This is a genomic window from Erysipelothrix aquatica, assembly GCF_009828825.1.
Classification (GTDB): domain Bacteria; phylum Bacillota_I; class Bacilli_A; order Erysipelotrichales; family Erysipelotrichaceae; genus Erysipelothrix; species Erysipelothrix aquatica_A.
In genome coordinates, this window is the sequence record NZ_WTTA01000005.1 from 55,243 (window position 1) to 78,284 (window position 23,042).

24 protein-coding genes and 5 tRNA genes are annotated in these 23,042 nt (G+C 38.7%); 27 read left to right on the forward strand and 2 right to left on the reverse strand.

From position 1 onward, the window contains the following. Positions 1–6 precede the first annotated feature (6 nt). From GVV22_RS09705 to GVV22_RS09730, 6 genes are read left to right on the forward strand one after another with little or no spacing between them, the layout of a single operon-like run. Entirely contained in the window at positions 7–1,284 is a 1,278-nt protein-coding gene (locus GVV22_RS09705) for a dihydrolipoamide acetyltransferase family protein (RefSeq protein WP_159649875.1), read from the forward strand. A 6-nt stretch (positions 1,285–1,290) separates the two neighbouring features. Next, positions 1,291–2,697: a dihydrolipoyl dehydrogenase gene (gene lpdA / locus GVV22_RS09710; protein WP_159649876.1), complete on the forward strand. Its 1,407-nt coding sequence runs from the start codon at positions 1,291–1,293 to the stop codon at positions 2,695–2,697. A gap of 9 nt (positions 2,698–2,706) precedes the next feature. Beyond that, on the forward strand, positions 2,707–3,762 hold the full coding sequence (locus tag GVV22_RS09715) for a PTS transporter subunit IIC (RefSeq protein ID WP_159649877.1): 1,056 nt from the start codon (positions 2,707–2,709) through the stop codon (positions 3,760–3,762). 1 nt (position 3,763) lies between these two features. Then, a complete protein-coding gene (locus GVV22_RS09720) occupies positions 3,764–4,663 on the forward strand; it encodes a phosphate acyltransferase (protein ID WP_236261948.1) in 900 nt (299 codons plus the stop codon). A 1-nt stretch (position 4,664) separates the two neighbouring features. Further along, on the forward strand, positions 4,665–5,732 hold the full coding sequence (buk, locus tag GVV22_RS09725) for a butyrate kinase (RefSeq protein ID WP_159649878.1): 1,068 nt from the start codon (positions 4,665–4,667) through the stop codon (positions 5,730–5,732). Between the two features lie 8 nt (positions 5,733–5,740). Beyond that, a complete protein-coding gene (locus tag GVV22_RS09730) occupies positions 5,741–6,652 on the forward strand; it encodes a LysR family transcriptional regulator (RefSeq protein WP_159649879.1) in 912 nt (303 codons plus the stop codon). 133 nt (positions 6,653–6,785) lie between these two features. Here the strand turns inward: GVV22_RS09730 and nox are convergent, their stop codons facing one another. Continuing rightward, positions 6,786–8,120 (reverse strand): H2O-forming NADH oxidase, encoded by a 1,335-nt coding sequence (gene nox, locus GVV22_RS09735; protein ID WP_159649880.1) that lies wholly within the window; start codon positions 8,118–8,120, stop codon positions 6,786–6,788. Positions 8,121–8,426: 306 nt separating this feature from the next. On the opposite strand from nox, the gene GVV22_RS09740 reads away from it, so the two are divergent. The 16 genes from GVV22_RS09740 to GVV22_RS09815 all read left to right on the forward strand — a co-directional run bounded on the left by GVV22_RS09740 (position 8,427) and on the right by GVV22_RS09815 (position 18,570). Then, positions 8,427–8,503 (forward strand) — tRNA-Ile (locus tag GVV22_RS09740). 26 nt (positions 8,504–8,529) lie between these two features. Continuing rightward, a tRNA-Ala gene (locus tag GVV22_RS09745) sits at positions 8,530–8,605 on the forward strand. 107 nt (positions 8,606–8,712) lie between these two features. Further along, positions 8,713–9,153: a GNAT family N-acetyltransferase gene (locus GVV22_RS09750; RefSeq protein WP_159649881.1), complete on the forward strand. Its 441-nt coding sequence runs from the start codon at positions 8,713–8,715 to the stop codon at positions 9,151–9,153. A 77-nt stretch (positions 9,154–9,230) separates the two neighbouring features. Further along, a complete protein-coding gene (locus GVV22_RS09755; protein WP_159635177.1) occupies positions 9,231–10,916 on the forward strand; it encodes a Na/Pi cotransporter family protein in 1,686 nt (561 codons plus the stop codon). A 110-nt stretch (positions 10,917–11,026) separates the two neighbouring features. Further along, a complete protein-coding gene (locus GVV22_RS09760; protein WP_159649882.1) occupies positions 11,027–12,709 on the forward strand; it encodes a Na/Pi cotransporter family protein in 1,683 nt (560 codons plus the stop codon). Between the two features lie 62 nt (positions 12,710–12,771). Continuing rightward, positions 12,772–13,248, forward strand: a complete 477-nt coding sequence (locus GVV22_RS09765) for a nucleoside 2-deoxyribosyltransferase (RefSeq protein WP_159649883.1) — start codon at positions 12,772–12,774, stop codon at positions 13,246–13,248. A gap of 23 nt (positions 13,249–13,271) precedes the next feature. Continuing rightward, on the forward strand, positions 13,272–13,688 hold the full coding sequence (locus tag GVV22_RS09770; protein WP_159635168.1) for a PPC domain-containing DNA-binding protein: 417 nt from the start codon (positions 13,272–13,274) through the stop codon (positions 13,686–13,688). Between the two features lie 102 nt (positions 13,689–13,790). Next, complete coding sequence (locus GVV22_RS09775; RefSeq protein WP_159649884.1) at positions 13,791–14,282, forward strand: AAA family ATPase; 492 nt, start codon at positions 13,791–13,793, stop codon at positions 14,280–14,282. 156 nt (positions 14,283–14,438) lie between these two features. Continuing rightward, positions 14,439–14,514 (forward strand) — tRNA-Thr (locus GVV22_RS09780). A 137-nt stretch (positions 14,515–14,651) separates the two neighbouring features. After that, positions 14,652–14,960 carry a PTS lactose/cellobiose transporter subunit IIA gene (locus GVV22_RS09785; protein ID WP_159635161.1) on the forward strand — a complete coding sequence of 103 codons (309 nt, stop codon included), beginning with the start codon at positions 14,652–14,654 and terminating at the stop codon, positions 14,958–14,960. 88 nt (positions 14,961–15,048) lie between these two features. Beyond that, positions 15,049–15,501 (forward strand): hypothetical protein, encoded by a 453-nt coding sequence (locus GVV22_RS09790; RefSeq protein WP_159649885.1) that lies wholly within the window; start codon positions 15,049–15,051, stop codon positions 15,499–15,501. A 90-nt stretch (positions 15,502–15,591) separates the two neighbouring features. After that, a complete protein-coding gene (locus tag GVV22_RS09795) occupies positions 15,592–15,894 on the forward strand; it encodes a PTS sugar transporter subunit IIB (RefSeq protein WP_159635155.1) in 303 nt (100 codons plus the stop codon). A gap of 60 nt (positions 15,895–15,954) precedes the next feature. After that, positions 15,955–16,377 carry a flavodoxin domain-containing protein gene (locus GVV22_RS09800; RefSeq protein ID WP_159649886.1) on the forward strand — a complete coding sequence of 141 codons (423 nt, stop codon included), beginning with the start codon at positions 15,955–15,957 and terminating at the stop codon, positions 16,375–16,377. Positions 16,378–16,646: 269 nt separating this feature from the next. After that, positions 16,647–17,129: a pantetheine-phosphate adenylyltransferase gene (gene coaD / locus GVV22_RS09805; protein ID WP_159649887.1), complete on the forward strand. Its 483-nt coding sequence runs from the start codon at positions 16,647–16,649 to the stop codon at positions 17,127–17,129. 23 nt (positions 17,130–17,152) lie between these two features. Next, positions 17,153–17,229, forward strand: a tRNA-Arg gene (locus GVV22_RS09810). A 513-nt stretch (positions 17,230–17,742) separates the two neighbouring features. Continuing rightward, the gene (locus tag GVV22_RS09815) at positions 17,743–18,570 is read left to right on the forward strand and encodes a MurR/RpiR family transcriptional regulator (RefSeq protein ID WP_159649888.1); all 828 of its coding nucleotides are present in this window, start codon (positions 17,743–17,745) and stop codon (positions 18,568–18,570) included. Between the two features lie 88 nt (positions 18,571–18,658). On the opposite strand, the gene GVV22_RS09820 is transcribed toward GVV22_RS09815, so the two are convergent. After that, positions 18,659–18,742 (reverse strand) — tRNA-Leu (locus tag GVV22_RS09820). Between the two features lie 138 nt (positions 18,743–18,880). On the opposite strand from GVV22_RS09820, the gene GVV22_RS09825 reads away from it, so the two are divergent. The 5 genes from GVV22_RS09825 to GVV22_RS09845 all read left to right on the forward strand — a co-directional run bounded on the left by GVV22_RS09825 (position 18,881) and on the right by GVV22_RS09845 (position 23,034). Beyond that, positions 18,881–19,414, forward strand: coding sequence for a cysteine hydrolase family protein (locus tag GVV22_RS09825; RefSeq protein ID WP_159649889.1), 534 nt, complete (start codon positions 18,881–18,883; stop codon positions 19,412–19,414). Next, positions 19,411–20,418 (forward strand): alpha/beta hydrolase, encoded by a 1,008-nt coding sequence (locus GVV22_RS09830; RefSeq protein WP_159649890.1) that lies wholly within the window; start codon positions 19,411–19,413, stop codon positions 20,416–20,418. The genes GVV22_RS09825 and GVV22_RS09830 overlap by 4 nt, the downstream gene beginning before the upstream one ends. A 63-nt stretch (positions 20,419–20,481) precedes the next feature. Continuing rightward, positions 20,482–20,955, forward strand: coding sequence for a signal peptidase II (gene lspA, locus GVV22_RS09835; protein ID WP_159649891.1), 474 nt, complete (start codon positions 20,482–20,484; stop codon positions 20,953–20,955). Further along, positions 20,936–21,847: an RluA family pseudouridine synthase gene (locus GVV22_RS09840; RefSeq protein WP_159638230.1), complete on the forward strand. Its 912-nt coding sequence runs from the start codon at positions 20,936–20,938 to the stop codon at positions 21,845–21,847. Before lspA ends, GVV22_RS09840 begins: the two co-directional genes overlap by 20 nt. Further along, positions 21,844–23,034: a rhomboid family intramembrane serine protease gene (locus tag GVV22_RS09845; RefSeq protein ID WP_159649892.1), complete on the forward strand. Its 1,191-nt coding sequence runs from the start codon at positions 21,844–21,846 to the stop codon at positions 23,032–23,034. The genes GVV22_RS09840 and GVV22_RS09845 overlap by 4 nt, the downstream gene beginning before the upstream one ends. The last annotated feature ends 8 nt before the right edge of the window (positions 23,035–23,042 follow it).

Genomic DNA, 23,042 nt, shown 5'->3' on the forward strand with positions numbered 1-23,042 from the left:
GATTGTATGAAATTTCAATATAGACTTCCCGATCTTGGAGAAGGAATAACAGAAAGTGAAATTGTAAGTTGGGGTGTTAAAAATGGCGATACAATCAAGCAAGATGAGCTATTGCTTGAAGTTGCGAATGATAAAACGACGATAGAAGTACCATCACCAGTAACGGGTTTGGTTAAATCAATATTTATTGATGATGGAAACATTGCGACAGTCGGTCAGATTTTAGTAGAAATTGATGTTGACGATGCATGGGCAGCAAAAACAGGTTTCAAAATTGAAGGTGAAGTGCATGTAGAAACTGAACCAGAAGTTTCAGTGGCTGAGGTGCCGACGGAAGTTGTTACACCAAAAGAAGGTGTAGTATTGGCTAAGGCGAAAGCAATTCCATCTGTTAGAAAATATGCGCGTGAAAAGGGTGTAGATATTAACGGAATCCTTGCTACAGGTAGAAATAATACTGTGACGCGTGAGGATATTGATTTATTCCTGAATGGTGCACCTGTAGTTACTTCGGTCGTGGAAGCTGCAGCACCTGTTGCACCTATGTTCGAACCTGAAATCACTGTGGATAGCGGTGGTTACCGTCGCGAAACAATGTCACCAATGCGTAAAGCAACGATGCAAGCGATGGTTCGTTCAGCAACTGAAATTCCGCGTGTCACAGTCTTTGCTGATTTGAATGCAACAAAATTAGTGGAACATCGTGAGAGCTACAAAGCCTATGCAAAAGAAAAAGGTATTAATTTAACCTATACAGCTTATTTTGTTAAAGCAGCGACAGCGATGTTAAAAAAATATCCAATATTCAATGCATTTGTAGATGAGAAAAACTTTGAAATTGTATATCGAAATGCAATCAACATTGGTGTGGCAACCAATACGGATGGTGGTTTATATGTACCAAACATTAAACAAGCAGATTCGAAAAACTTATTCGAAATTTCCGAGGAAATCCAAAAGAATGCAGAACTTGCTACTGAAGGAAAATTACCGGGATCAAGCATGCGTGATGGCTCATTTACAATTACGAATGTCGGCGGGGTTTCAAAAGATTCCGTCTACTCAACACCGATTATTAATTACCCAGAGGTTGCAATTTTGGGAACATCCCGTATTACGTATGAACCAGTCGTAAATGCGGAGCGTGAACTTGAAGTAGCGCCAGTTATGAAACTTTCATTTACATTTGATCATCGTGTCATTGACGGTGTCGAAGCACAGAAAGCACTAGACGAATTAAAATCACTTTTAGCTGATCCAAATAAAATCGTCTTAGAAGGGTAGGGTTATATGGTAGTAGGAGATTTTAGTAAACACGCTCAAACCCTTGTTATCGGAGGAGGTCCTGGTGGTTATGTGGCTGCGATACGCGCAGCCCAGCTGGGTCAAAAGGTTACTTTAATTGAAAAGGATACTTTAGGTGGCGTTTGTCTCAATGTGGGGTGTATTCCATCAAAAGCGATGATTCATGTGAGTAAAGAATTCCAAGCTACACAAGAAAAAAATGAGTTTGGATTAAGTTATGGTCCATCAACGTTAGATATGGTTCAGACACAACAATGGAAAAAGACTCAAGTTGTGGATGTACTAACTGGTGGAATTGCCGCACTCATGAAAAAAAATAAAATTTCTGTTGTATATGGTGAAGCGATGTTCATTGGCAACGAAAAAGTACGCGTGGTTGGTGGAAGTGAGGGTCAAACATTCTCTTTCGACAATGCAATTATTGCCACTGGAAGTCGACCAATCGAAATACCCGGATTTAAATTTGGTAATCGCATTTTAGATTCAACCGGAGCCCTTAACCTCAAAGAAGTGCCAAAATCAATGGTTATCGTTGGTGGTGGATACATTGGTAGTGAGCTCGCAGGTGTGTACGCGAATCTCGGAACGAAAGTCACAATACTAGAAGGAACGTCAACGATTTTGCCGACATTTAGTAAAGATCTTGTCAAAGAGGTCATTCGAAATTTTGAGCACAAAGGTGTTGAAATTCTGACAAATGTCAAAGCTACAAAAGCTGTATCTGAACCTGATCTTGTAACGGTGTCATTCGAAACCAATGGCAAAAAAGAATCAATATCCGCTGATTACGTCTTGGTAACAGTTGGCCGAAGCGTTAACACCGATGAAATCGGTTTGGAATATACAGATGTAAAAAAAGACCAACGCGGAATTATTGAAGTTGATACACAAGGTAGAACCTCTGTCGACCACATTTATGCTATCGGTGATGTAATTCCTGGTCCTCAGCTTGCACATAAAGCAAGTTATGAAGGAAAAGTTGTTGCTGAAGTAATTGCTGGACAAGCGGCAGGATTTGACTATACTGCGATTCCAGCAGTAAGTTTTACAGATCCAGAAATTGCGGTCGTAGGTCATACCGTCGATTCAGCAAAAAAATCAGGATTTAAAGCAAAAGGATTTACATTCCCACTTCAGGCGAATGGTCGTGCACTTTCAATGGGAAAAACACAAGGATTTGTTCGAATTATTGTAGATACTGAGACTTCATCAATTCTTGGTGCCGAGCTTGTTGGGGAACAAGCAAGTGAGTTAATTGCTGAGTTAACAATGGCAATTGAAACGCAACTGACTCTTGATGATATTAGCCTAATCGTTCATGTTCACCCTTCATTATCCGAATCAATTATGGATGCGAGTGAACTTGCGAAAGGACTTCCAATACACATATAGGAGAAAAATATGACAAAAAAACCAATTTTTGAAAAAGGATTTGGGATGAAAATATTGAATGGTATCGCTGTCGGGTCCGTTGTTGTATTAATACCTGGAGCGTTACTCAATGAGCTATTCAAAGCACTTCTGCCAATCTTTCCACAAGGACAATTTGTCTTAGATGCAACATCTTTAGCGATGACGATGATGGCGGTGGTTATTGGATATGCGATATCTATGCAATTTAAATTTACACCGATTGAAACGGCTTCTGTTGCTATGGCGGCAGGTCTAGGGTCAGGGGCATGGAAATTTGCGGAAGGGGGCAGCTTCCTCTTTGCAGGAAGTGGAGATATCATAAACATTTCCATTACCGCAACTATTGCGACAATCATGATTTTATACATAAATGGTCGGTTTAAAGCATATACGCTACTTTTAACACCAACACTTGTGTTGATTATTGCTGGTGGAATTGGTGTCTTAACGTTACCTTATGTCAAAATGTTCACCGGTGGATTGGCATCGATGATTGGATCATTAATGGATTTCCAACCGATTATTATGTCGCTACTCATGGCATCAATCTTTGCAGTGATGATTGTTTCGCCAATTTCAACGGTTGGTATAGCACTTGCTATCAACTTAACGGGAGTTGGGTCGGCAGCTGCTAATATTGGAATCTGTGCAACTGCTTTTGGACTGGCAATCACAGGCTGGAAAGCAAACTCAACAGGTATCAGTATTGCACTCATGGCCGGTTCGCCAAAAATGGCAATGGCTAACGTTATCAAAAAACCAAAAATTATGTTGCCAATTGTCTGTAATGCTGCAATTGCAGGGATGATTGGAGCGATTCTTGGTCAACAAGGAACGCCGATGTCAGCAGGTTTTGGTATTAGTGGATTTATCGGACCAATCAATGCTATTAATCTCGCAGGTGGTTGGACATTCATCAATATTCTTCAAGCAATCATTGCATTCATTGTTGTTCCGGTCGTGCTTTCCTTCATTTTCCGTTATGTCTTTACAACAATGAAACCCATTGTTTCGCCAGAGGATTACAAAATCGAGGTGCAATAATATGATTAAGAACTTTGTCGAACTCGAAACGTTACTAATTCGAAATAAACTAAAACCGCGCAAGTTTGCGCTTGTGAATGCTCATGAGGAAGCGTCACTGTTATCAGTTGTTGAAATTATGAAACGTGGCTATATTGAGCCAACATTAATCGGTAATGAACCTCAAATATTGAAAATACTTGAAGCTCATAAAACACGCGATGTCTTCAAAATCATCCATGCAGATACAGATAAAGAAGCAGCTTTTAAAGCCGTTGAATGTGTTCGTAACGGGGATGCAGATATCTTAATGAAAGGCTTTATCCAGACAAGTGATCTCTTGCGTGAGGTGGTGAATCGTGATACTGGTATTCGTAATCAGCCGGTATTATCGCATGTTGCTTTGGTTGAAATTCCATATTTGGAACGTATGTTTATGATTACTGATGGCGGAATGATACCTTATCCAAATTTCGAACAAAAAATAGGTATTATTGAAAATGCAGTACACGTTGCACATGCTCTAGGGGTTGAGGTACCAAAAGTTGCACTCATCGATGCGGCTGAGCACACTAATCCACACATACAAGCCTCACTCGACTCAGAGAAACTTTCACAAAAGACTTGGAAGGATGCAACTGTCGAAGGGCCAATTTCGATCGATTTGGCAGTATCTGCAGCCATCGCTAACACAAAAAAATACACGGGTAAAATTCAAGGTGATGCGAATATTCTCGTAGTCCCAGATATCATTAGTGGAAATATACTCGGAAAGGTTGGAACGCTATTTACAGAAGGGAAAATGGCAGGAATCGTTCAAGGTGCGAAAGTACCGATTGTTCTTACCTCAAGGGGTTCGACATTAGATGAAAAAATAAACTCCATTTTACTCTCATGCTTTATTGGAAATGAGGAATCCTAACATGACATACATTCTAAGTATTAATCCTGGAGCGACATCAACAAAGTGCGCATTATATAAAGATACAACTGAAGTATTTACGGATGAAGCACGCTATGATATCAAACAAATTGAGTCATACAATCGTCTCATTGATCAGTTGGAGATGCGCTATGACTCCATTTTAGAAGCAATTCGAAAGCATGGATATTCTGTCTCAGATATTGATGTGGTTGTCGCTCGTGGGGGAATCCTTCCACCCGTTGATGCAGGCGCCATCGAAATTGATGACGCACTTGTATCATATCTTTTGAATGAATCTAGCGTGTCACATCCAGCAAATCTAGCAGCCGCAATGGCGAAACGGATTGTTGATGCAAACGGAAAGGGCAAGGCGTATGTCTATGACCCTATATCCGTAGATCAGTTAAATGATATTGCCCGTATTTCGGGGCTTAACGGTATAGAGCGCAAGAGTGTGGGTCACATGCTTAATTCTCGGGCGGTTGCTCATAAATATGCAAAAGACTCAAATAAACCTTATAACTCATTAAATTTGATCGTTGTACATGCTGGAACTGGTATTACTGTGACAGCACACCAACAAGGTCGTATGATCGATCTTGTTGGTGATGATGAAGGCGCATTTTCGCCAGAGCGGTCGGGAGGATTGCCACTACGACCATTTATGGATTTATGCTATAATAAACCTAAAGAATCGGTTACGAAAGACATTCGCCATCGTGGGGGGTTGGTATCATATTTTGACACTAACGACGTTCGTGAAGTTGAAGCATTAATTGATGCTGGGAATACCGAAGCAGCACTCATTCTCGAAGCAATGGCATATCAGATTGCGAAGAGTGTTGGAACACTTGCTCCAGTTTTATCGGGAGACATTGATGCAATCGTAATAAGTGGTGGTTTCTCTCGTTCTGCCCGCGTCATGAACTGGGTAACAGAACGTGTTTCTTTCCTTGCTAAGGTAGTCATTTACCCAGGTGAGTATGAACTTGAAGCATTATCAATGGGTGGTTATCGTGCCTATAAACAAGAGGAGCCTGTACAGCGTTTCAAAAGAAACACGTAGGGGGCAGCATGGACCTAAAAAAATTAGGGTATTTTGTAACTTTAGTTGAAGAAGGTAATTTTTCTCGTGCAGCGAAAGCACTATACATAACTCAACCAGCACTTAGTTGGAATGTTAAAGAACTTGAAGAAATGTTGGGAACCCAGTTGGTTAAAAGATCAACAACCGGTATTGAAATAACTGAGGCAGGAAATGTGCTCTATACAGGTGCGAAAACTTTACTAATGGATGCAGATAACCTAATGCGTTCAGTTCGTTATGCTGGTCAACTTCAAAAACGGCGAATCCGTTTTGGATTAACAATACTCTCTTCAATTGAATACATGAGTATCTTTCAAAAATTTACGGAGTTCTATCCCGACTATCGCCTCGACTATACGCAACGCGGTTCAAAAGAAATTCAGCAACTCGTCGCAAATGGACAGTTGGATATTGGGATGGTCTCAACGCCAATTTATTTTCCAATCCTCAATGAATCAAAAGTAATTCTTGATGACTACTATTATGACGTTGCCGTCGTTTTGCCAAAAGGGCATCGTTTGTGTCAAGCAACCTCCTTATCGCTTGAACAGCTTAAAAATGAACGATTCAGTATGATGACAGATGCGTTTGCAATGGGAAACGAGATCGAGAAACGCTGCATTAAAATTGGCTACTACCCCGACATTGTCTTTGTGAATGAAAATTGGGAAGTTATCGTTGAACATGTTGCGACATATAAATCGGTAACATTCCTTCCGTTCGCAATCCAAGATGTCTTACAACGGGATGATATTGTATGGATTCCCTTGGAAGATGCGGAAGTTGCTCGATTCAATGTAGTTTTGATCACAAGTCTTGATTTAAAGGACTACGATAACCGAATTTTCTATAATAGTTTCCAACAGACACTTCTCAGTACTGAGTCAACATCGAAATAAAACGAATCCAATGCCAGGATTCGTTTTATTGTTATGGGTTGAAAAGATGATTAAATCTGAATAGTAGCATTGGATTAATATGATTAAATTCGGCGCATAAAAAAAGGGAGTCTTCAAGACTCCTTTTAAAAAATTACTCTTTAGCTGAAAGTGCAGCCATCGTAATGTAGTTGTATGGTTGATTGAAGTGAGGTAAGAAGAAGATATCTAAGAGTTGGATTTCTTCAATTGTGACTTCTTTCATAATTGCTAATGAGAACATATGGATGGTCATTGAAATATCAGTGTAAGACGCAAGTTGTGCTCCGATTACGCGGCGGCTTGCACGTTCGTATAGAATACGGATCTTAACTTTATTATTCTCGCTCATGAAGCCAGGTTTTTGAAGATCTTCAAAGTCTGTGTAGACAACATCAATACCTGCTTTTTTAGCTGCTTCGATGTTAAGACCTGTCGAAACCATGTTATATCCGTAAATAGAAATACCATTTGAACCTTGGACCCCTAATGATTTAAGAGGTGTTCCTCCAACATTATGTCCAGCAACAATTCCTGAACGCACAGCGTTCGTAGCAAGCGCAATATATGTTGTTTCTTGTAAGGCATTTGAATACAATGTTGCACAGTCACCGACAGCATATACATCTGGCAAGCTTGTACGTTGTTGTAAATCAACAAGGTAAGCGCCATTGTTAAATAATTTAAGATCGTTCTTTCCTAATTCATTATTTGGTCTAAAGCCAATAGCCATGATGACAAGTTCAGCATCATAAGAACCTTTATCTGTAACAACTTTTGAAACATTGCCCTCACCTTCGAAAGCAGTAACCATTTCGCCGTAGTTAAGATCAATACCTTTATCGCTCATAACTTTGTCCATGTCTTTTGAGAACCATTCATCATAGTAGCTACTTAAGCATGTCGATGCAGATTCGACGATTCGAACATTTTTACCACGACGACGCGCAGCTTCAGCCATTTCAACACCAATATAACCAGCACCAACGACAACAACATTTTTAACATGTTCTTGACTTAATAATGCGTCAACTTTTTGTGAGTCTTGGAAGAGTTTGACAAAGTGAACTCCGCCTAAATCCATTCCTGGTAATTTTGGTGTAATTGGTAATGATCCAGTTGCCAAAATTAATTGGTCATAATCGATGACTGTTTCACGATTTTCGGAGTCAACATAGTGAACCTTTTTTGCCGCAAAGTCAACGTGATCAACGTTTGTTTGCATATGCACATCGGCACCTTTAGCGATAAATGCATCTTTGTTCGTATAGAACAATTGGTCAGAAGAATCAATTTGTTGCCCCACCCATAGAGCTGTACCACAACCTAAATAACTAAGATTTGTGTTACGGTCAAGTATTGTTAATGTGTGATCTGGATAGTTGTCCAAGATCGTATTTGCAGCTGCAATTCCAGCATGGTTTGCACCAATTAAAACTACTTTACTCATTTTACTTCCTCCTGTAGTGAATCGTTCACTACAATTAGTATAGCATTGCGCATATTTGGTGAATGTGTCTGAAAATAGAGAATTATACAAATATTCTTAATAAATAGCATACATAATCCATGAAAGGATATGATAGTGATTATTATTTCACTATTCACGAATTATACGATGAAATTTCTGTAAAAACAGATAAAAGAATGTAATGCTAGGGTGATTTTCGATGGATTTAGGATTAATTGGGAATAATTATGAAAACGTGTTGACACTCCCAATTCAGAATGATATATTATCTTAGCAATAAGGAATGGGCCTGTAGCTCAGTTGGTTAGAGCGCACCCCTGATAAGGGTGAGGTCGCTGGTTCGAATCCATTCAGGCCCACCATTTCTTTAAGTAATAACAAAATATATGGGGCTTTAGCTCAGCTGGGAGAGCGCCTGCCTTGCACGCAGGAGGTCAGCGGTTCGATCCCGCTAAGCTCCACCATATTTAAAATAACGACATCCATAACGGGTGTCTTTTTTTGTTCCTGAAACGTCCATTATACTTCTGCATCAAGACGCGTTATAATAAAGATACAAAGGGGTGGCACAATGATTACAAAAATTAATGTTTTAGAAGATGATTTGAATCGGTTACTTGATGTTTGGGAACAATCTGTAAAAGCGACGCATACGACAATCAATGAATCTATGATTGAATCAATGCGCCCGACAATACTTACTGGACTCGCGTCAATGGATGCTGTCTATGTTTTCGAAAGCAACCGCTTCATGCAAGGATTTATTGGTGTTCTAAATGGCGCAATTGAGATGTTGTACGTTAGTTCGGAGTTTCGTAACAAAGATATTGCAGGTTCACTGGTTCGAGAAGTCTTACAACTCAATCAAACAATAACAGTGGATATTCCAGAGACGAATTTACACGAAAAACTGTTCTATCAAAATTTGGGATTTGAACTGGAACGGATTAATCCAATCGATCAAGCAGGAAATCGTAATCCGATGCTTCACATGAAGTATCAGTCACAATAGAATTGTTAATTTCTTTTCACACTATTGTGAAAGTTTCATGATATTATGAGCATGGTCTATATTGATGGAGGATGCTCATGGAGCTTATTAATGCATTTACTCAAACCTGGATGGATTTGGGAATACATATTATTTTAGGAGGATTTGGCTTGTTCATGCTGGGAATCACCCTTTTAGGAGATGGTTTCAAGGCAGTTGCGGGAGATCGCATGCGCGACTATATCGACAAATATACAAGCAACTTATTATCAGCAATTTTAGTAGGGGCAATCATGACTGGGATTATGCAGTCAAGTTCAGCAGCAACCGTAATTTCAATCAGTCTCGTCCGTGCAGGATTAATGCGATTGGATCAAGCAATTGGAATTTCTTTAGGAGCAAACATTGGAACAACAATGACCGCAATAATTATTGGTCTCAATGTTGATGAAATGGGTTATTTCTTCCTATTCTTAGGTGCTATGATGTTACTCTTTTCAGGAAAACAATCAATTAAAAACTATGGCAAAGTTGTCTTAGCATTTGGGATGACTTTTGTCGGATTACAAATTATGAGTGATAAACTACTTTTAGTACAACAAATGCCTTGGTTTGAAGCAATGATGCTTCAACTTTCAGAACACCCATGGTGGTCGATGTTGGGCGGTGCGGGATTAACTGCGATTGTTAACTCGTCGTCGGCAACGATTGCGGTTGTGCAAAAAATTTACGAAAATGGTGGAATGTCAATTATTGCAGCTGTTGCCTTTGTTTTTGGATCAAACATTGGAACAACGATTACAGCATTTTTTGCATCCATCGGAGGATCTGCATCCGCACGCCGTGCATCTCTATTCCATACGCTCTTCAACGTGTTTGGCGCAGTGATTATGATGTTCTTTATTGTTCCTTATTCAAACTTTATTCTTTATGTAAATGGAATGATGGGTGGATCAAATGCAATGGCTATCGGTGTTGCGCATTTCTTCTTTAACTTAATCTTCTGTATTCTTGTAATACCGTTTGTTCCATCATTTATCAAACTCTTGAAAGTTATTATTCCAGGGGAAGATAAAATTAAGAATCGAGATAAACTCGAGCCGTTGGATGAGGAAATTATTTCACGTTTCCCAGAAGGTGCACTACGCCTTGTGAAGGACCGCACGATCGTTATGGCTGATTTAGTCCATGAATCTCTAGAAGCATCGCAAAGTTATTTGCGTACCAAAGATAAAGAAGATTACGATGTCGTAATGCAGTTGGAGGAAATGGTAAATAAAATTGATACCAACCTGACTGCTTATCTTCTAAAAATTATGAAGTCTGCAGGTAATCAACCAAACATTGCAGAAGCATACACACGTCAGCTCGAAATTATTAAAAACTATGAGCGTATGAGTGATTTATCGACAAATTTAGTAGAACTCTATCAATTAGCATTTGATAATCGTGAGGATTTCTCGAGTGAAGCAATTCGAGATTTAGATACGATGTATCAACTCCTCGATGACATGTTACGTCGTTCGTTGAAAATTTTTAAGACAGAAGATATATCGCGCTTTGAAAAACTTTCTAAGGATGAAGAATATCTTGATCTGATTGAAGAAAAATACCGCGAGAAACATTTCCAACGTCTTGCAGAAGGAATCTGTGAAACAAAAGTCGCAAGTAGCATCTTTATTGATATTCTTGGAATATTAGAACGAATTGGGGATCATGGTGTCAATGTCTCACGTTATATGGTTTCAACGGTAAAACGTCACGACAGTGATAATGAACTTTAGAATATAGCAGTCGACATGGCTGCTTTTTCTCTATATAGCATTTATTTTTCGCTTTCAGGATACATCAGAAACGATGTATAATAGAACACATATGGGTGGAGGAAATGACGATGGATGTAACATCAAGTCTAGGAAGTTTATCAGATATACAATTTAATGTAATCCTTGGTGGATTTGGTTTATTTCTTTTGGGAATCAAATTATTGGGCGATGGTTTTAAGGATGCCGCTGGACCTCGGATACGTGATTATATCGAGAAATACACCGGGAATATCTTTTCGGCAATCCTAGTTGGAACGATTTTAACTGCTTTGATGCAGTCAAGTACCGCAGCGACCGTAATTTCAATAAGTCTTGTTAGAGCGGGCTTAATGCGACTTGAACAAGCAATTGGTATTTCGGTAGGAGCAAACCTTGGTACAACTGTGACTGCTTTGATGGTTGGATTAAATATCGAAGCCTTTGGATACTATTTCGTATTTGTGGGTGCTTTTATGCTAATGTTTGTAAAACGAAATCAAATAAAAGCCTATGCCCAAATTATCTTTGGATTTGGAATTACCTTTGTGGGACTCCAACTGATGAGTAATGAACTGATTATTCTGTCAACGTTACCTGAATTTGAATCATTCATGGTGTACATGTCTCAAAACCCATGGCTTGCATTGCTTGCGGGTACACTGGCTACTGCTTTGATCAACTCTTCAATGGCTGTTATTGTTTTGGTACAAACTATTTATGGAGCAGGTGGCATGACTATGGTGGCTGCATCCGCATTTGTATTTGGGTCAAATGTCGGAACCACGCTGACTGCAGTGCTTGCTTCTGTCGGAGGTTCCGTATCAACACGCCGTGCTGGTTGGTTCCATGCGCTCTATAATATTCTAGGGGCCTTGGTTATGATGCCTATCATCGGAATCTATTCGGACTTTATTATATCGTTGAATGCATCGATGGGTGGCTCGCCAGAAATGGCGGTTGGACTCAATCATTTTGTATTTAATTTAATTTGGGTTGTAGGTATTATTCCATTCATTCCACTCTGTATCCGTATTTTGGAGAAAGTTATTCCAGGTGAGGATCGAATCAAAGAACGTGAGAAAATTAAACCGCTTGATTACAATCTAATCGAAAGCTATCCAGAAGGAGCGAAGCAACTTGCAAAGCAAGGTATCGCAAGTATGTCTGATCTTGTTATAGAGTCGTTTGAGACTTCTAAGAGTTATCTAAACTCAAGAGATGAAGAAGAGTTTGATATTGTCATGCAACTTGAGGAGATGATTAATGATCTCGACAAGCAATTGACACGATACCTTCTTGAAATTGCGAAAAAGGGATCGACAACCGATCATTTTGCTGAAGAGTATGCAATTAGTTTGGACACAGTAAAAAACTTAGAACGTGTTGCGGATTTATCAACGAGTCTTGTAGGTATTTACCAAACAATTTTTAATAACCGAGAATCAATGAGTGAAGCGGCACGTCAAGATTTAAACACGATGTACGACCATGTCAAAATTATGTTAGATCAAGCATTAAAGATGTTTGAGACTGATGATATGCAAGACTTTATTATTCTTGCTGAGAATAATCGCGCATTACACCAAATGGACATGAAATACCGAGAACGCCACTTTAAACGGATGGCACAGGGAACCTGTGACTCGAACTATGCAAGTTCGCTATTTATCGACATATTAACAACACTTGTGCGAATTGGTGGCCATGCTGTAAATATTTCTGAGTATGTATATGGTGGCCTTTTGAAAGATGTGACATTAGAAGTATCATGATGATATCGTGACAATTTCATTAAGATTGGATAGAATAGAAGAAACACAAGGAGGCCTCATTCATGAAAAAAATGTATTTTGCAAGTCCGCTATTCTCAAATATGGAGTTTCGTTACAACGCAAGTGTTGTCACTGAAATCCGTAAAGCTTACCCTGAATTAGAAGTTTATTTACCGCAAGAACAAGGGGATATTAATGATAAATCAAGTTATGCTGATTCAACGATGATTGCTAAATTTGACACAGACGCATTGCTAGCATCTGATGTTGTTGTTGCTGTACTCGATGGTATTAGTATCGATGCTGGTGTAGCTTCAGAAATTGGTGTTGCGTATCACGCTAATATCCCGGTGATTGGGTTGTATACAGACTCCCGTCAGCAAGGTTTTGAAAATCCTAAAAAAATTGCAGCATTAGCTGAAATTGGCGAGTCTCAATTTTCGTATGTTAACCTCTATACTATCGGCCTTATCAAATTAAATGGAGTTGTTGTTAATGATGAGGCAAGTATGATTGAACTTATTGGAAACTATATCTAATCACGAATTAAGGAAGTGTACATATGAAAGAACATGTTATTAAATTAATGCCTGGTGAAGATATTATTGTGGCGTTGGACCAATACTGTAAAAAATATGAAATTAAAGCTGCATACATTGGAACCGTCGTTGGAAGTCTTGAAAAAGTTGTATTCCGCAAAGGATACAATCAGACCATGTTTGTGATGGATGGTCCATTTGAAATTGTATCGTGTGTTGGGACATTGTCGATGCAAGGGATGCACATTCATGCATCTGTGAGTGATTCTGAGTTTAAAGTCTTTGGCGGACATATCGTTCAAGGGAGTCAGGTAAAATCGACAGCAGAAATAGTCCTCATAGAATTAGAAAATCACGAATTGTCGCGCACGAAAGGCGAACTAACAGATTTTAAAGAATTACGCATTCGCGAAATCAGCAATCAATGTCAAAAAGGCTAAAGCAAGGACCGTGTAACGATTGATACACGGTCCTTACTTTATTGTAAGGATACGCGTTAGAGTATCGTGTTACCATAGAAAGGAAAGTCGAGGACAGTTGAAATGACACAAATTGTTGTAATACGAGGAAACAGTGGTAGTGGGAAGACAACGATTGCGCATATGCTACGGGAGCACTATACAGGATCCACAATGATCTTGTCGCAAGATGTGATTCGCCGTGAGATTCTCAATGTAAAAGATACTGAAGGCAATCTCTCAGCAGCACTTATTGTAAATATGCTTAAATTTGGTTTGGGGAAATATGATTTAATTGTGATTGAAGGAATTTTTAACAGTTGGAAATATCAGGAAATGTTCCGAGAAATTACGGCGTTAGCAGTTCCTACTTATTTCTACTACTTCGATCTGTCGTTTGAGGCAAGCTATTCACGTCACCTTATGAAAGATACAGCAGAGTTTGGGTTGGATGCCCTAAAACGCTGGTGGGTCAAAGGCGATTTGCTCAGCAATATTGATGAAACCTTACTTAACGAACAACAAGACGCACTGGAAATTACCCACCTCATTATAAATACACTAAATGCTAAATAATGCGTGCCCTACAATATCAAAAAAATAAAGTTAAGCAAAAAGCGGCAATTTTGTCGCTTCTTGTATTCTTACGATTGTAACTTGCCTAAATCAATTAATCCGAAATCATTCGAAAAAGATTGAAACCTGTGTCAAAAAGGAATACAATAATCTTACGCCGACTTAGCTCAATTGGTAGAGCAACTGAATCGTAATCAGTAGGTTGGGGGTTCAAGTCCTCTAGTCGGCACCATTTGCTAGGCACACTGTATGTAATCATACAGTTTTTTTTTATGGAATGGGAAGAAAACGCAATCCAAGGCTATTTGACTAGGAAAGCAAAATGAAATTTGTTATAATGATTCTGTAATAAAAGGAGAGTAATTAACTATGGAAGGTATTGAACTACTAAGTTTTCAAATGATCTCATTCAACGGATCAGCACGCTCATGCTTCATCGAAGCAATCGCAGCTGCAAAAGAAGGCGATTTCGATCGTGCAGAACAATTGATGGCAGAAGGTGAAGAACAATTCGTTGAAGGACACCGTGTACATGCTCAATTAATTCAACAAGAAGCTCAAGAAGGAAATACAGCAATCAACTTATTGTTAATCCATGCGGAAGATCAAATGATGAGTGCAGAAGTATTAAAAATTATTGCAGCTGAACTTATTGATATTCACAAACGAATTCAATAATAAAAACCACCCTAGGGTGGTTTTTTTGTTAAGAAAGTGCCTAAAATATATGACTACATGATACAATGTACAAAAGTGAGGAAAGAAAATGAACATAAGTGAAATTGTCGTTATGATTTGTCGCTTTGTAATCATAGCGCTCTATGGATTTGAAATGATGCGATACAATCGCGGAAAACGTATTGATGATACGTTGAAACTGAAGTTTGACGTAAGAAGTTGGATCGAAATCGTCGTTGTAGGAGTGCTGAATATTGACTTTATTATTTATCCAGATTTGAAAGCTAATGTTTCATTCTTGACCTTTTATGGTTTCGTTATGCTCATTGTGACGTTTTATCATACACGTCGTATTGTGGCGTGGGGTAAAAAGGTGATTTTTATACTTGAGCACTCATTTTACGTTAAAGACATTACACGTGTTAAGTATGAAAAAGGTCGCTTATCCTTCTTATTAAAGGGACAACCATTCAAACTACGAATGCCACTTACTGACATGAAGGCCCTTGAACAAAAATTTGCTGGAAAAAATTTCCGTTAAGCATTTGCACTAGTTAGTGCAATGTCAACGCTTTCTTATAGACTATTGAAACGTAAATTGTTATAATGTTCTTGTATCAAGGAGGGTATTATGAGAAAAATTATTCTACTATGTTCAGCTGGTATGTCAACAAGCATCTTAGTGAACAAAATGAAAGAGTCAGCAGACTCACAAGGTTATGAAGTTGAAATCTCAGCTCACTCAGTAAGTGAAGCTGCACGTGTTGGAGCGGATGCAGATATCGTTCTTTTGGGACCACAAGTTCGTTTTAACTTAAGTACAGTTCAAAAACAACTTCCTGAAAAACCAATCGAAGTTATCGATATGCGCGCATACGGAACAATGAACGGTGAAGCAGTTATTGCTGAAGTTAAAAAAGTATTGGGTGACTAATTAAATCACTAAAAATGTTAGGAAACTAACATTTTTTATTGTCAAAGCAAGGAGCAAAATATGAAACCATCAATCGTATACTGGACGGGGTCTGGTAACACACAAATTATCGCTGAAGCGATACAAGAAGCAATTGAAGACTTAGGAATGCAATGTGAAAGTAATTACGTCAGTGATGTCACTGCAGATGATGTAAAGGATTCTGATCTATTCTTTTTGGGATGTCCTTCGATGTCCGGTGAAGCAGTTGAAGAATATGAGTTTAGACCATTTTTAGACGATCTACTCCCATATGTTGATGGAAAAAAAGTTGTTCTTTTTGGTTCATACGACTGGGGTGATGGCGAATGGATGGTCAGCTGGAATCAAGAGATGATTGATTCAGGTGCAGAGGTACTCGATCGCTATCAAATCCAATGGGAACCTACCGATGAGCAACTCGCAAATGTGAAGGAAATAGTAACATCTTACTTCAAAATGTAATTTGTTTCAAAAATAATGTAAAAATAGTGTAAAAAATAATGAAAGTCCGTTGACTTTTACATTTTTCAATGTATAATGTAAACATAGATAGCCAAACTATCTTATATAATACTTGTCCACAAGAAGATTCGTTGACACTATTTCCTCAACTAATGAAATACATTTATATTTCCTCCATCAGTAACAACGAATCGTCTCCTTTATAAAAACACACGGTAGGGTGTGTTTTTTGTTTGTCATAGCGTATAATGTTAACGAGAGGTATTCATATGAGAGTTATGTATCCTGGGTCATTTGATCCAATCACTTTAGGTCACATTGACTTAATCGAACGTTGTTCTCGAATGTTTGAAGAAGTTGTTGTCGCAATTATGGGTAACGATAGCAAACAAGGAACATTTTCAATGGCGGAACGTTTAGAGCTAGCACAAGAGAGTGTTAAACATCTACCCAATGTAGAAGTTAAAATTGGTGATGGTCTGACCGTGGACTATGCAGTCAAAGAAAACTGTACATTGTTAATACGCGGTATTCGTGCGGTTATGGATTACGAGTATGAGTTGCAACACGCTGCAACGAACCGAGTCTTAAATCCTAAAATTGAAACACTGTTTTTGGTGGCAGATCCCCATTATTCATATATTTCGTCGTCAGTTGCTCGAGAAATTGCACGCTTTGGTGGCGATTTAAAATCACTCGTCCCGTGCAACGTAGCGGATCGACTCATTGAGCGCTATGCTCAACAGAAATAGCTGAAACTTGCTATTTCTTTTTTGCGGACATAGCTCAGTAGGATAGAGCGAGCGCCTCCTAAGCGCTAGGCCACAGGTTCGATTCCTGTTGTTCGCACCAATATCAAGCCAACCCACCTAAACGTGGGTTTTTTAGTGTCGTGAAAGACACTTAAGGAAACTTTTGAAATTATTCAGGCACATATACAACAATTTAGCCGCCAAAGATGACTATATAAACATCACCTTGCATGGATAGAACAATGGCATGATATAGTAAATATCAAGTGAAGAGATATGGTTAAAAAGGAGAATATCATGGAAATTCTTGATATTGTGGTCATTATTTCATTGATCATTGGTGTAATTTTTCGACGACAAATTGACACGGCTTTAGGTGATCATAAAGTTAAAGTATTTTTATTATTGTTGTTACTTGTACCAATTATACTTTTTCTAATCTATTAGTTTCTTTAAACGAAGAGCACTTAATTCATAAAAAATGGTTAAGATACCTAATCGAAAGTACATAATTTGCATATAATCAAAAGGATTGATTGTAGAAATGGGGGGAAAAGTGATAAGATAGCCTATATGTATGTCTATCAACCAAGACTGTAGAAAGGAAGAATAAATGGGAAATCAACTCCGCGTTCTCGATGCCCTAGAATTCCATCGCGCAGACTTAACACAAACCGAGCAAAGACTTGCAGACTTTATTTTAGAGAAACCCCAACGCGTTGTCGGTATGTCAATTCAAACCCTTGCGGTTGAAACAGAGACGAGTGCATCAGCGGTTAGTCGCTTATGCCGTAAAATTGGAGTCGAAAGTTTTCAAACGTTCAAAGTTATGCTTTCGAGTGAACTTGCGCGCCACAGCTATAAGTCAGCGAATGAAATCTTGCACTATTCGAAACCACAAGAAGCCAAACACGATATTTTGAAATCAGCATTTGAGGCTATGAATCAAACGACAGAAGATTTGACAATGGAAGAGATCAATCCCATTGTCGAATTACTCTATCGTGCGAAGAACATATTCCTATATGGGGATGGATTTTCTGTGTTGGCTGTTGAGAATTTTAGACAAAAATGGTTACGTGTTGGTAAAGCGGTATTTGTGGTAAACGACCAAGGATCGGATCGTGTGACCATGTATTCGCAAAAAGAAGACTCTGTTTATGTAGCGATTTCAAATTCAGGGAACTCATCAAAAGTCTTAGAACTGATGTTGTTTGCGAAGAGTATCGGATTTAAGACATTAGCAATTAGTCGTCGTGCAGACAGTCGCATTGAACACAATAGTGATTATAATCTCTATACTGCACCAGTAAGCACCGAACCAACAGCACTTACAAATTCTATTTATGCACAATTTATTGCAATCGATATCTTGTACAGTGCATACGTGACCCGATATGGCTTGCAAAAAGCTATTGTCGTTTCAGATTATTTCAAATAATAAAAAAGATGGTAGTCCGGAGACGATTACCATCTTTTTGTTCGTGGGCATAAAAAAACTGAGAGTGAATCTCAGCTAAATTATTTATTGGTGCACCAGAGAAGATTTGAACTTCCACAGATTGCTCTACACGCCCCTCAAGCGTGCGCGTCTACCGTTCCGCCACTGGTGCATTTCCTTAATGCTAATGTATTATAACATTAGATTTCACATTATACAATACTAAAAGATACAAAAATAATGCGAGAAATTAAAGTGTAAAAAAGGCAGTAAAAAATGAGCTGTGATATGATTATGGAGAGGTGGTTGTATGAAAAAATTATATATGATAGTTGATGTACAAAATGATTTTGTTGATGGTGCGCTAGGATTTGAAAAAGCCGAGGATGTTGTGAAGCAAATCGTCGCGACATTAGAAACAAAGCTTGAACCTGAAGATGTCGTTGTATTTACACGAGACACCCATTTTGAAAATTACTTAAAAACGCAAGAAGGGAAGCGATTACCAATTCCTCATTGCATTCATGGAACTTATGGTTGGGAAATCGTTGAAGCATTATCGCCATGGATCAAAACCACGACGCAGATATTTGATAAACCAACATTCGGCTCACTGGAACTGGGAAATTATTTAAAAACACAGGATTTTGATGAAATTGAAATAATGGGTTTAGTCTCGAATATTTGCGTCATCACAAATGCTGCAATTGCGAAGGCTGCACTTCCGGAAGCTCGGATTGTTGTGAATCGAAATTTAACATCGAGTTTTGATGAATCCTTAGATTTAAAAGCATTGGAAGTTATGGCAGGATTCCAAATTGATATTGTTGGTACGGAAACGTGAAACAATACCAACGCAACATTATTGGCACTTTACTAACACTCACAATCGTTTTTTCGGGGCTATTTGGTTATATCTATTTTAACCCGTATGTATCCGCGACGGTGGTTCGTCGTGCTTTTGATGTGGGAATTGCGAAACCGCCTGAAAATTATGATGAGATTCGGGCACAAGTTGATGTCCAAGAAAATCTGGTTTATCCATCAATTGAAACAGATAACATCTTTGATCTCTATAAACCAAAAAATGCAACTGGAATGGAGCCAATCATTATTTGGGTTCATGGTGGTGCATTTGTAGGTGGTGATAAAGCGGATATCACAGAGTATTCAGTATTATTAGCACAACGTGGTTTTGTTGTGGCAAATATGAATTATCAACGTGCTCCAGAGGCAAACTACCCAAGTCAAATTATACAAGTTGGAGAGCTTTACTCGCACTTGTCATCCAATCGTGATTTGTACAACCTGAACATGGATAAAGTATTTTATGCGGGAGATTCTGCCGGTGCTCATATAGTGTCACAATTTGTTCTCATTCAAAATGATGCTGCTTATTCAGAAAAAGTAGGCATCAAGCCTGTGATGGCTCCGAATACAATAACAGGAGTCGGACTATTCAGCGGTCCGTATGACTTGAATGAAATTCTTTCGTTTGCAGATTTTGGTAAAGGAGCATTGGATTTCTTCTTCGAGCGAATTGGTTGGGCATACTTTGGTGAAAGAAATTGGCGTCAAGGCGACTATATTAATGAACTAACCATCATCGATTATGTAAATGAAGATTTTCCACCAGCCTTTGTTACTGATGGCAATACAATGACATTCACTCAAGATGGCTTGAAACTGGTTGCGGCGCTTGAGAAGCTCGGTGTTGATGTGACTGCAGCATTTTATGATGAATCTGAAGCAGAGTTGGTTCATGAATACCAATTTATCATGACACTTGAACAGTCGCAAATGACATTTGAGCGCTTTGTTGAATTTTTAGTGAGGGTCGCTGGTTAGCGGTCCTTTTTTAATGCAACGATACGCATAGCGTGTTATAATAAGTCATAAAGCGAGGAATTTATGAAAAAACTATTATTGGTATTAAGTGTAGGAATCTTAGCACTTGATTTATTCGTAAAATATTGGATTGAATCGACATTACGCTTAGGTCAATCTATAACAATTATCCCTAATTTTTTCGAATTAACATATGTCCGTAATTATGGTGCTGCATGGAGTCTGTTATCAGGCAAGCAATTTGTGTTCTTATTTGTGACACCAATTATTATTGGAGCATTGGTCTATTACTACGTAAAAAAATCTGAACCTCTCCACTTAACAGCGATTGCTTTTATACTTGCTGGTGCAGTTGGGAATTTTGTAGATCGTGTCGTATTTGGATATGTAAGAGATATGTTTAGTTTTAATATATTTGGATATGCCTTCCCAGTTTTCAATGTTGCGGACATGGCAGTGGTATTTGGAGTTTTTTTAGTAATATTGATTATTCTTCGTGAGGAGATGAGGTTAAAACATGAACAAAATAATGATTGATGAACAATTAGAAGGAATACGCATTGACCAGTATATGGCACTACTGCTTGGAGATTACTCCCGTAGTGTCATTCAAGCATGGATTGAAGATGGGAAGATTCTCGTCAATGATAAAACAACGAAGCGCAATTATCGCTTGAAAGAGTCTGATGTTGTGAGTTATGAAATAACAGAGAAAGATACAACAATTCAACCGATAAAAATGGATTTGGATATCGTATATGAAGATGAGCATCTCATGGTTGTGAACAAACCCAAAGGGTTAATTGTTCACCCGTCACCGTCGACACTAAATCAAGCGACGTTGGTACATGGACTGCTTGCACACACAAACCATCTGAGTGATTTAAATGGTGAATTGCGCCCAGGTATTGTCCATCGTCTTGATAAAGATACATCAGGTCTATTAATTGTTGCTAAAACAAATGAAGCACATGAACTTTTGGTGGAGGCCCTAAAAAATCGTGAGATTTCCCGTGAGTATTATGCACTGGTACACCATGCATTCCCACACCAAAGTGCAACTGTAGATGCACCAATCGGTCGCGATACCCGTAATCGTCAACGAATGACTGTTACAGATAAAAATAGTAAAGAAGCAGTTACACACCTCTTCTTAGTCGAAAAGTTTAAAGATCACAGTTTACTCAGATGTAAACTAGAAACTGGTCGTACACACCAGATTCGTGTTCACTGCAGTTATATCCAACACCCAATTGTGGGTGATGCAACCTACAGTTACAAGAATACACTGGATACACAAGGACAATGCCTTCATGCATTCCGTCTTAAATTTACGCACCCTATTACACATGAAGCCCTAGAATTTGAAAGTCAAATGCCACAAATTATGCAAGATACAATCGATGAAGTGAGACGCCTCGATTCGTGAATAAGCTCTATGGTGCATGGCTTATCGAACTTTCAAATTATTTAATCAAAGAACACGGTTATCAAATGATTACAATGACAAAAGCGAATGATGAGATTTGGTTAACCAATGCTACGCATGCGTCATTGCCAATCATTATGATTACGAGCAAACCGCTTCAAGGAATCGATCCACTTGCAATTCAAGCACATCGTGAATCACTTGCGGTAGTTTTTAAAACTGAGGCCAAAGGCCTAAATATTTCTGTTGATGACAGCACAACAGTACGTAATGACGAGAATGTTGTCGTGTTGCCAGGGTACACATCACATTCAAAATTCATCGCGCAATTCCCAAACATTGAAAACTCGATTTCAATGAGTAGCAATCCAGAGAAGTCGCTATCGAAAGCAGTGATGGATCTTCGAAAGACAATGTTTAAAGCACAAAAACAAGTCCAACGAAAAATGTTCCCAGCAACCAATGCCATCATGATAATGGCGATGATTGGGTATGGACTTGCACTGTTTTTGGCAATGCAGGGCTTCGACTTTGATAGTGTTATGATCATGGCCGGAGGATTTTATAAACCCTTAGTCGGCTATGGTTACGAAGTGTGGCGTTTTGTCACATCAGCATTTGTGCATATTGATTTCTTTCATCTTCTGCTAAATCTGATGATACTAAGAAACATTGCAACGTTGTTAGAGCCCGTTGTTGGATGGAAACGTTTCCTAATCATATTCTTTGTTGGAACGATATCAGGAAATATGTTCCTCTTCATCATGCAAGATACTGCTATTGGGTATGGTATGGCTGCAGGACTAGCGGCAACACTGGGTGCACTTTTAATCTATGTGTATGAAACCCAAATTTATAAAGTGCCCCGTGTTCTTAGTCAAATTTCTTCGATCGTGTTCATGAACATTTTGATTATGATGCTACCAGGTTCAAGCTACACAGCGATGGGTGGTGGCCTATTTGCAGGTCTCCTTCTTGGCTTCTTGTTCTCCAAGCGCCGAGATTGGGAAAGCATTCGCACAGGATTAAAAGTCTTAATGCCTATCTTCTATATTCTGCTTATTGCGATTATGGTGATGCAACGAGATGCAATCAGTAATGCAACGATTGCAGAGAATTTGATCAAATCATGGGATAGCTTTGGATTTACTGGCTATTCTAAACACTTAAAAAATATACTTTCATAGGAGGCTTT